The organism is Mucilaginibacter sp. UYNi724 (assembly GCF_054057495.1).
In genome coordinates, this window is record NZ_JBSRZI010000015.1 from 108,582 (window position 1) to 118,324 (window position 9,743).

The 9,743-nt window shown below is 38.0% G+C and carries 10 protein-coding genes; 4 read left to right on the forward strand and 6 right to left on the reverse strand.

The window, feature by feature from the left end; genetic code table 11:
- Nucleotides 1-43: 43 nt before the first annotated feature.
- A complete protein-coding gene (locus tag ACVW0P_RS18825; protein WP_457133428.1) occupies nt 44-757 on the forward strand; it encodes a hypothetical protein in 714 nt (237 codons plus the stop codon).
- 27 nt (nt 758-784) lie between these two features.
- Here the strand turns inward: ACVW0P_RS18825 and ACVW0P_RS18830 are convergent, their stop codons facing one another.
- The 6 genes from ACVW0P_RS18830 to ACVW0P_RS18855 all read right to left on the reverse strand — a co-directional run bounded on the left by ACVW0P_RS18830 (nt 785) and on the right by ACVW0P_RS18855 (nt 7,049).
- Nucleotides 785-1,573: a polysaccharide deacetylase family protein gene (locus ACVW0P_RS18830; RefSeq protein ID WP_457133429.1), complete on the reverse strand. Its 789-nt coding sequence runs from the start codon at nt 1,571-1,573 to the stop codon at nt 785-787.
- Nucleotides 1,554-2,522, reverse strand: a complete 969-nt coding sequence (locus ACVW0P_RS18835; RefSeq protein WP_354428727.1) for a glycosyltransferase family 2 protein — start codon at nt 2,520-2,522, stop codon at nt 1,554-1,556. The genes ACVW0P_RS18830 and ACVW0P_RS18835 overlap by 20 nt, the downstream gene beginning before the upstream one ends.
- Before the next feature lie 248 nt (nt 2,523-2,770).
- A complete protein-coding gene (locus ACVW0P_RS18840; RefSeq protein ID WP_457133430.1) occupies nt 2,771-3,943 on the reverse strand; it encodes a glycosyltransferase family 87 protein in 1,173 nt (390 codons plus the stop codon).
- A 59-nt stretch (nt 3,944-4,002) separates the two neighbouring features.
- Nucleotides 4,003-4,353 (reverse strand): DUF1801 domain-containing protein, encoded by a 351-nt coding sequence (locus tag ACVW0P_RS18845; protein WP_457133431.1) that lies wholly within the window; start codon nt 4,351-4,353, stop codon nt 4,003-4,005.
- Nucleotides 4,354-4,466: 113 nt separating this feature from the next.
- Nucleotides 4,467-5,081: a PAS domain-containing protein gene (locus ACVW0P_RS18850; protein ID WP_457133432.1), complete on the reverse strand. Its 615-nt coding sequence runs from the start codon at nt 5,079-5,081 to the stop codon at nt 4,467-4,469.
- Nucleotides 5,082-5,939: 858 nt separating this feature from the next.
- Nucleotides 5,940-7,049: a hypothetical protein gene (locus tag ACVW0P_RS18855; RefSeq protein ID WP_457133433.1), complete on the reverse strand. Its 1,110-nt coding sequence runs from the start codon at nt 7,047-7,049 to the stop codon at nt 5,940-5,942.
- Nucleotides 7,050-7,180: 131 nt separating this feature from the next.
- On the opposite strand from ACVW0P_RS18855, the gene ACVW0P_RS18860 reads away from it, so the two are divergent.
- The 3 genes from ACVW0P_RS18860 to ACVW0P_RS18870 form a co-directional block, all read left to right on the forward strand.
- The gene (locus ACVW0P_RS18860; RefSeq protein ID WP_457133434.1) at nt 7,181-7,768 is read left to right on the forward strand and encodes a hypothetical protein; all 588 of its coding nucleotides are present in this window, start codon (nt 7,181-7,183) and stop codon (nt 7,766-7,768) included.
- Nucleotide 7,769: 1 nt separating this feature from the next.
- Complete coding sequence (locus ACVW0P_RS18865; RefSeq protein ID WP_457133435.1) at nt 7,770-8,597, forward strand: hypothetical protein; 828 nt, start codon at nt 7,770-7,772, stop codon at nt 8,595-8,597.
- 46 nt (nt 8,598-8,643) lie between these two features.
- Nucleotides 8,644-9,743, forward strand: a 1,100-nt coding sequence (locus ACVW0P_RS18870; RefSeq protein ID WP_457133436.1) for a hypothetical protein, incomplete at its 3' end; no start/stop codon positions are given.

The following is a 9,743-nucleotide window of genomic DNA, read 5'->3' on the forward strand; positions in this document are numbered from 1 at the left end:
TATTATTAACTTTGTAGTGCAAAGTACTTTGATTAAGAAAAGCATGACCCTAACCCTCAAGTTACATCATTTACAAACCCATACCAGACGAAATAAATGGATGGGCTACTTCGCTGTGTTTAACCGCCTGGCCCTTGCCGCAGGCTTTTTACCGGCGGGTTTTGTAAAGATAATGGGCGAACGCTTTACGGATTTGCACAACAACCAGCCCATGGGGCACTACCTGGAGGCATTATTCCATACGGGATATTACTATACATTTATCGGCGTTTTGCAGGTGATCGCGGCAATGCTGTTACTAATACCCCGCACAGTGGTCTTGGGAGCATTCTTATACCTGCCCATCATCTTAAATATTTTTATCCTATCCATAGCGGTACGGTTTGAAGGTTCGCTTTTAACAGCGCCGTTAATGATACAGGCAAACCTGTACCTGCTTTGCTGGTATTACGATAAATGGAAATTCATCCTCCCGTTCAACCATTATGATGCACCGCCTAAAATTGAAACTACTGATAAAAAATTCCCGTGGAGATTTTTTGGTGGTGCCTTGGCAACCATCATCCTTGTGCTATTTGTGGTGACCCATATGTATGATATTATGCCCCGCAATACTTTAGCGAGTTGCAAAAGCCGTTGCAATAACAGCAAGAACCCCGGGGCTTGTAACCATTTTTGCGATATCGTACATACTAAAGGCGTCCCGCTGGACCAAGCGCTTGAGGAATATCATAAGGCTGTAGACAACCGTAAATAAGACGTCGGTTAACAGTTGTTAATAATACTAACGCTTATTTTTATTTATATCAGCAGCAAAATCGCAGGTTCTACCAAAAGCATATCCTTTGCCCTGCGCCCAGCCAATAAAATCTTTCAGCCGGTTTACAAATGGTTCCCCGGAGTTTTTGGTGACATAGGCGGGCAGGCCTAATTTATCTTTATCGTTCAGGTCAGTAAATTCCCAGGGGTGAAAGTACAAGTTTAAATAACCATCTTTTTTATAAGCAGCCCTGCTCAACCATTTAATAAGCGGCAAAGGCAGGTTATGGAAACTGAGCCAAAAAAGGGGGATCCGTACCAGGGGCGATACCGATGCCGGGATCTGTAAAACCTTATGGTCGTAAAACCAGGTGCGCGGTTTATTAAAGTTATTATAGCGCCCTGGTAGCCAGGTAGGGTTAAGGGATGAGTTATAGGTGTACCCTGCTTTTTCAGTCTCTGCCTCATCCACCGGCATCATCCGCGCCATACGAAAGCCGGTTACTGGTGTGCCCGAAATTTCTTCGAGTTTAAGCTTTGATTCTTTTAAATGTGCTGTCTCAAAATTGGAATGATAATATCCGTGCGATGCTATCTCGTGCCCCTGGTCAACAATGTTGCGAATCATATCCGGCTGATGGATGGCATAATTAGCAGTGCAAAAAAAGGTTGCTTTTATACCGGCGGCCTGCAGCATGGCTAACACTTGTACAGTGCCGGCCGTAGAAATTGCTAATTGCTCATCAAAAGGGAGCGATTTGCCGTATTCAAAAGGCATGTCAAATTCTTCTACATCAAACCCCAACAAGATCATTTTTAACAAGCATAAGGTTGGTGGAACGGATGATATAATTTGGGCGATTTTTTGACTGCATAAATATTTTACCTACATAGATACCTATAATACCTAATACCAATAGTTGCAGGCCGCCAAAAAACGCTATAGTAGCTATAATAGATGCCCAACCCGTAACAGCATTACCGGTAACATAACTTATTAGCACATACGGAATGTAGAGAATAGCAAGCGTAGAAAAAGTTAGGCCAACACCGCTTACAAGGTAAAGCGGGCGGGCGCTAAACGTGGTGATGCTTCTGATAGCCAGTTTGCAAAGTTTAAAAAACGAGTAACTGGCTTCGCCGGTATGCCTTTTAGATGGGGTATAAGGGATGCCAAGCTGTTTGTACCCCGTCCATTTAATAATTCCCCGTAAAAATATTTCGTACTCATCTATCTGCTTTAATTGTTTTACCACTTTTTCATCCATAAGCCTAAAATCGGCGGTGCCATTTTCCAGCTTAATGTCCGACAGCATGTTGATGCCTTTATAAAACATTTTTGATGTTGCCTTTTGATAACCTTTGGCATGCGGATTTGCGTTTTGGCGATAAGTGTAAACAATATCATAGCCATCTTCCCAATAGTTCAGCATCTTTAAGATCATCTCGGGCGGGTGTTGCATATCTGCATCCATGGTTATAACTACATCGCCTTTTGCCATGCCAATGCCGGCTTTAAGCGCGTGGTCTTTACCAAAATTTCGCGAAAGTTCTATATAGTAAATGTTGTGGTGCAGCTCTGCATTAAATTTCAGTTCGTTAAGGGTATTATCCTTACTTCCGTCGTCAACAAAAATAAGCTCAAAATCATAGTCGGTGGGCATCAGCGTTTCGTTGATCTGTCCAATCAAAAAAGCGATGTTTTTTTCTTCATTGTAAGAGGGGATTACAATAGAGATCTTCTTTTTTACAAGGGATGCCATGTTAAACAATAGGTTAGGGGATAATTGTGATCGGTTATTTTCTGTAGTCGCTTGGTAATTGTAATAAGTATGTTACGCTAATTTAAGTTGGAACGCTACATTGCTTTGTTAAAATAATCATTTTATAACAGGAATGATACAACAATCAATTAGCGTAACATTCACGTTACAAATATAAAAATATTACGATAATAGCACCTGCAAAAGGCGGCTACTTATTTAAATGACATTTGTTTTACGATAGCTAATTATGCATGCTTTTCGGCGAGCTGTTGGCGCGAGAAATCGCGGAATAAGGTTTCATAAATTATTTTAAGCCAAATCAAGAAACAAGGCAGCACCTTTAATCGATAAGGCTGAATATAAATCTTATTAATGGTTTTTGGGAAAAGATCAGACGCGGCAAAGCTGGTAAAGATAATGGCAAAAACCAGCAGGAAGATCTCGAAGCCCGTAGGTTTGTTCAAATTCATGAACCAGATAGCTACACCCGCGAAAGCAATGATGAAAGTTGCCGACTCGGCCGATGTGCTAAATATTACGGTGAAAATTAATACCGATGCCAGGATAAGCAGCTGGTATTGGGTGGTCTTGTAATATTTGATACGCAAATAAGATAGGCCGAAAAGAACCAACGCGGGGGCTATTACAAACAGGTTGTTTAAAGCAGGATAATTAAACAACCTGCGGATCATTCCCATCAGGGAAAAATCCTGCATTTTAGAGGCCTCGTTCTCCGCGTTTTTGGCAATAAGGTCATAAAACCAATCGTGGTAAGTGCGTATGATAAACGATGGCGATGAGATAGCCATCGGCAACACAAATAACACTGCCGACCAAAATATAAAGCTGGCAATAAATTTCAGTTTGTTATCCGAAAAGAAGAAGAACGCCAAGCCCACAATACCATAAATTTTGGTGGATGCACCGAGGACTATCATTAGCGTAGCCCAAAAATCTTGCTTCCTTTTAATGAAATTAAAGCTAAGGATTATAAGCGCTGCAATAATTGGATTGAACTGAAAATAGATGGTAGATCCCACAAGATCGTTAGCGCAAAGCAGCAAAACAATCACATACTTGTTTGGCCCTAAAGGCAGCATCTGTATGGCTTTGAATAACACAAAAGCGCTAAATGCTACCCATAGTAAAATGCCGATACTATCCGGCAGTAAGGCAAAGGGTGCAAATATTAAAGAAAATACGGGCCCGTAATGGTTACGATCAAAATAAAACTCAGGCTGCAACTGAAACAGGCTTTGCTGCGAGATAGTATTTAAAAAATTATGCTTAAATATGATGTAGTTGTTAATTCCCTGGTGTGTTAAAAGGCCTTTTAAAGCCAAAAGCAGGCATGCGCCAAACCATACAGAGTAAACAAAAGGCTTATTATAAATAAGCCGGGTAAGCGCTTGCTTCATCAGTTTAGGGATTAGTGCCCGCTAAGATACAAACTTGGTTTATATCCTTTTAAAACAAGCTATCGGTTTTTTATTTGGTTAATATAATCGGTTAGTTTTTGTAAGATAAGTTCTACCGGGAGATCTTCATTTGGGTCTATCAGAATAGATTCATACTGGTCTTTTGGTTTGATGCCCTCCTGTATAGGTTGTAAACTTTTATCGAGGCAAAAGCCCATTTTAAGTTTCTTGCGGTCCAGCCATAGGTAGGCCAGCTTTTTGCCACGGTAGGTAAAGAACGGGATTTGGAATTTACGTTCGTGAATTACCTCAGCATCCACCCGCAAAATAATATCCCTCAAAGCCAGCAGGCAACTTTGATAAGGCTCGGGCTTGGTTAGGTAATAGGATTCGAGGGTGGGCGTTTGCATGGGGAGGAGCAAGGTAAAGATCTGCCCACAGATATAAGATAAATTTTTTCTGTAAGTAATATATCTAAAGAGTGTTATCCATACATCTGCTCACACTTACCATTTCCATAATACTAATCTGATGATGACTTATTAGAGATGGATTTAATTACACCATCTAATTCAACGGAACTTTCCAATAACATTTCATTCATGTTTTTGATGTTTTTACTTACATCCATGGTATTAATAATATTGACCAGCCCAATGATATTTGCCAGCGGTTTACGAACGAGGTGGGATTGAATGAAACCGATTTCCTGAAGCCTCGTTTCTTTGTTTGATAATTCCGAATTTGCGTCAGCTAATCTTGATTTTGTATCCATATACTCTGTAATGTTATAGCCGATACAAAATATGCCGCCCGGTTGCCCATCTTCATCAAAATAGGCTTTCATTTCCCATTGGGTAACAACGAAACCGCCTTTTCCATCGTGTTTACGCAAAGTGGCCGGGAAAAGCCGGCCTGGTTCTGCAAAACACTTTCCCCCAACTTCTTCACAAATAGCGATGTCATCGGGATGAAGGGTGATAGAAAAATTTTTCCCAAGTAAAGATTCATTCAAAAAATCGAAATTCCTGTCATAATTAGCGCTGACATAAGTGTAATTGCCATCCATTCCTATCCCTATAGAGTAAAAAAAAGAAGAATCTGCTAAAAATGAGATGATCTCGGTATTTTGCTGCATGATATTATTATGGAATATTATACAATGCTTTAATTATATCGCGGCATGCCGGCAGCTTTTAAGTTGCCAAAAAATGTGTATTAAACTTGCGGCAATAATTATGCCCATGAAATAGGAGGGCCGGCTGTAATGGTAATAAAATAATTACCCAACGTAAAGCGTTATTGGCGTTGAAGTTAATGCTTTGGGTTTTTGATGGCTATAGTGGTTTGTGATATAGTAAATCGGCAGGTATAACCTTTCAATAAACGTAAAAATTGTCAAATTTCTACTTCAAGTCTCTTTTAATATATTTATGATATAAGTATTCCGCATACCCTACGCTAACATAATCAGGGAACTTCCAATTTGGATAATATTTCCTTTTAATTAACTTGAGAAAGCTAAAGAATAATATTGCTAATATAAGGAGTATGGCAATCGCCAAAAAGAAGATTGCAAAGTATATTAAAAAATTCATAAGTTATATAAAGTACGGTTATACGCATAACAAATTATATTGTTGCGTCATAACCAAGTTTTCTACCGGCAACTTCCACTTAAATTACTTTAAGCGTTTAACTGAAATAGTGGATATCAAATCCCCCAGCTTCAGATACGTAATTATCCCGGGTGGGTGCATACAAGTCCGTTGTAAACTTTAGAAATTATGAAGCGGTAAAACAGCAGTTCCATTTAACCGATGATCTGTTTCGGTTACATTTACATGCGAGTTACTTTCTAACTAATAAGAACGCAAAAAGCCTTTAATCTTTCGACTAAAGGCTTTCTAATTTAAGGTGTGGTGGCTACTTTACAAATCTCGAACTATTTCCTGTCTGATTTGCGTTTAATCGCTAATTTAAACTTGTAATTTTTTTATTCACTTTTTTCTAATATGGTTTTCTGTAATTCCGATACAGCCGCCATTCGACGATTAGCTAATTGTAATTGTTTTGCCTTATTCAGTTTGCCCATGTACAGAGGTCCATCCGAGTCAGGATAACAGGCTTGCCATACTTGAAGACCAACCTGTAAAGCAACATCACAAAAATTACGGGATTTTTCTATCCAGTCTTGTGGTGACATCCAAATTCTGTGTTTAATAGGCGAATAATGGACGGACGCATTTCTCAATGCTTCAAACTGGTCAAAGAAAGATATAAATGGTTCTTTTCTTTGCTGGTCGTCTGTTACATTGAGTACAAGTTGCTTGTCTTGTCGAATAATTATTTGTAAGCTTTCGATCCGGTGTTTTAAGTTCATGTAGCCGCCATTTTTCTTAAGCCCCTTTAAAATCAATATTTCACTGGCTGAAAGATTTTTCTCGTTGCGATATAGAAAATCAAATCCGATGCTATTAATCAGGCATTCAATAAAAGAGTAAAACGTCAATACCGATAAGCGGCTGTAGTTCGCGACTTCATATTTAATATCCGTTACGTTACCATCAATAGTATTATCTGAAGGCTTTTGACGATTAAATACTTTACTCAACGTTTCTAATAAAGCGAAATTTGTTTCTGCTTTTTGGTAAAGCGTAAAAGCGTCTTTCAAAAGAAATTCCTCTTCAATTCCGCCGCCACCTTTAAGCGCACCAACCGAAATTCTATAATGATATGGCGTATCCGCATACCAATTGAACTTTTTTAGATCCAAGAGTTCATTTAAAAAAGCGTAGGTCACACCTGTGTTGATAATATCTTCTTTAATTTTCAACCCCGCAAATTCATTAGCGATATGTTCTATGGTTTTTTTCGGCGGGCAATCTTTCATCAAAGATTTGGCCTGTTTTTCCAGTAAAGCTTTGAGTTCAGGCAAGCGTTGTGCTAATTCTAATTTGGTTCCTGCCTTTAAAAAAAGCCGAGTTTGTTCCACTGATTTCTTTGTAGTGTGATAATCAAAATTTGGAAGGACAGCAGCCATAAGTTCAATGTATTCTAAATAAAGCTCTATTTGCTTTATTTCTTTACCAATGCTTTGACTCATAGTATAATATTATTATCAGATAAATTTAGTGTTATTATCAACATGCTATATCATCATTAAAGCATATCATTATCTTTAACACTTAACATTTGAACAGGGGCACCACCTGCATAAAAACTGGTTTATTTAATATGGCACGCAAGTACCCTAAGTTCCTGTGGAGTAATCCCAGCAACGCAAAATCCTCTGGACCTTTCATAGTCCATACTCAACATCCCCGATTTATTGTCCAACCTAAATTCGACGAAAAAAGAAATTTAATTCACACAAGTGTTGTTGAAATTTGGGAAGAAGAACAATCATTTGTAGATGTGTGGGAAATTCAAAAAGAAATTCCAACTTGGTTCAACGAATCGGGACGTTATCAATCTATTCATGAGCATGATAAGTTACTTTGCGGACTTTCACAGCTTGAATTTCTTAAAGATCGCAGGGAGCATTTCACGATAGATGAGGCAAGAAAGGTGATACAAATCCTGTTTCCATTTAAAGCCAAAAAGATTCATCACGGCAGTAGTTCTTATGGTTTAAAACATAGGCTTGAACATATCAGCAATTATATGTCGAAAGGTCATGGATACAAATATTGCAGTAATGATACGCTGATTAAAGCATTCGCACTTGAGGGCTTTAATTCAGCGATTGAAGACGGGAGCCCCAACCCATGCTTTAATATTTATAAAAAGGATGTGGTTACTGCTTATCATTTATTTCGGTAGTATGGCAATTCAAATCAACAAAAATGATTTAAAGCGGCTATCTTATATAGAGCCACCGGGATGCAGGAGTGAAATACTCTTGCATCCTTTTATCCCGAAAGAAACTATTGAATTGGCTTTGTTTCAAGAACATCGATTTGCATTTTACTATTGGAACATCTGGACAAATGAGTTAAACAATGAAATTCCATCACTCGTAACCTTTGACTGGCACCAGGATTTATGCCCGCCTTATAGCGATGAGTTGGATGAGCTTAAATCGTTGGACAATACGCACAAAGGGGAGTTAGCTATCTACACCTGGGCTAAAATATCACATCAAAATGATGTTCAGATAAAAGCTGCATTACTACTCAATAAAATTAAAGATGTATATGCAATTTGTCGGCAAAAGTGCTCAAGACCCAAACAGGAAACTGTAATAGACTTTTATGGCAATTCACATTCGATAATGACATTTGATAGCTTAAGCGAATTTGAAAAGCATTTACCAGACATTTCAGATCAAAAGGTCTATTTCGATATTGATTTAGACTATTTCACCCTTTCTAATCCTATATCTGTAGGCGGGTTGCAACAAAAGAAACAATTCACTTATCTATCAAAAAAGGAAACTTTGAGGTTATTGGGATTATCAAATCCGGTCATAGAATGGGTTTTAAAAAAAGTAGCAGGTATAACAATAGCCACAGAACCTGAGTTTTGCGGTGGCTTAAAACAGTCGAATTACTATCTTGATATTATTGACCAATTATATTTCAAACCGTCTTTATTCCATAACATCCCTAATTCCGGGGGAACACAATGGCGGCATTTATTAAATGATTAGTTCAATTTTGAATTGAGAAAAATATTTGGGGTTAAACAAATTACAAATGAATAAAAAAAATGTTCAAATACTGGATGATCTGATGCAACGCACGGAAGATCTCCCCGAAATTTTGCACCTGCGTGCGGCGGCACCTGGTTATCAGTTTACTAATGATGATAAAAAATTACTACTTGATACATACGCGAAGCTTGATGATATTTTGAAAGAAGCAGCCGCTTTTATAAATATAAAATTTCCTGGATGCGAAAGACATGTTAAGGCTTGGAATGACATTGATTTTGACGCTAAAATCGGCCCAATCAAAATAATCACTACAGATCGTGAGCATGTAAAACGGGAATGGAGAAAAGGGATTTTTGACTTGAAAAGTTTGATCAAAATATTAAAAAATGAAACTGTATTACTCGTTGACGATCATGATGCCAATTTCACTACACCGTCTTTAGGAAATGTTTCATCAAATTATACATTAGATCACTATACAGATAAAAAAAATATTCCTAATCAAGAATTGGTAAGCGATACCATTAATTACTTCAAGATTGGAAAAGGTGCAGAATTATTTCAACCTGTAGACTTTCTGAATCTTTTGGATAAGCAGAATGAATTTGTCAAACTTAACTTTCAGAAGGGGGATTTAGTAGTACAACATTTAAAAAACTTACCTTTGCCCGTTCGCGAAAAGCATACACTATATGGCTTTATACTTAAATGGTTTGGCGGATATCCGGTTAATAATTTAAATGAGGATTTCGATAAAACATTAAAACTTGTACAGAAAGAGTTTTTGAGTTTTGACGGCGATACACCTGAAAAGCAGTTTTGTAAAGCAGACCAGACTATGCGGAATAAATTTGAAAAATATGGCATTGCCTTTACAACAGCCATTAATCATAATATTGACGTCAATGAAATATTAGCTGCAATGGAAATTAATGAAACCAAAGAAACAGCCTATCATAATTTCAGTGATCTTTTTGCGGATGCTGTAGCGAATGGCACTTTAGATCGTTTTAACGACAAAAAAGCTCTGTTAATAGCCCAAAGTGTGTATATTATGGAGATAGAGACCACCCTATTTCGGGCCAAATTGACCCAGGGGTTAGCTGACTTTTGGGTTGCAGCAAATGCTATAAAAGCATG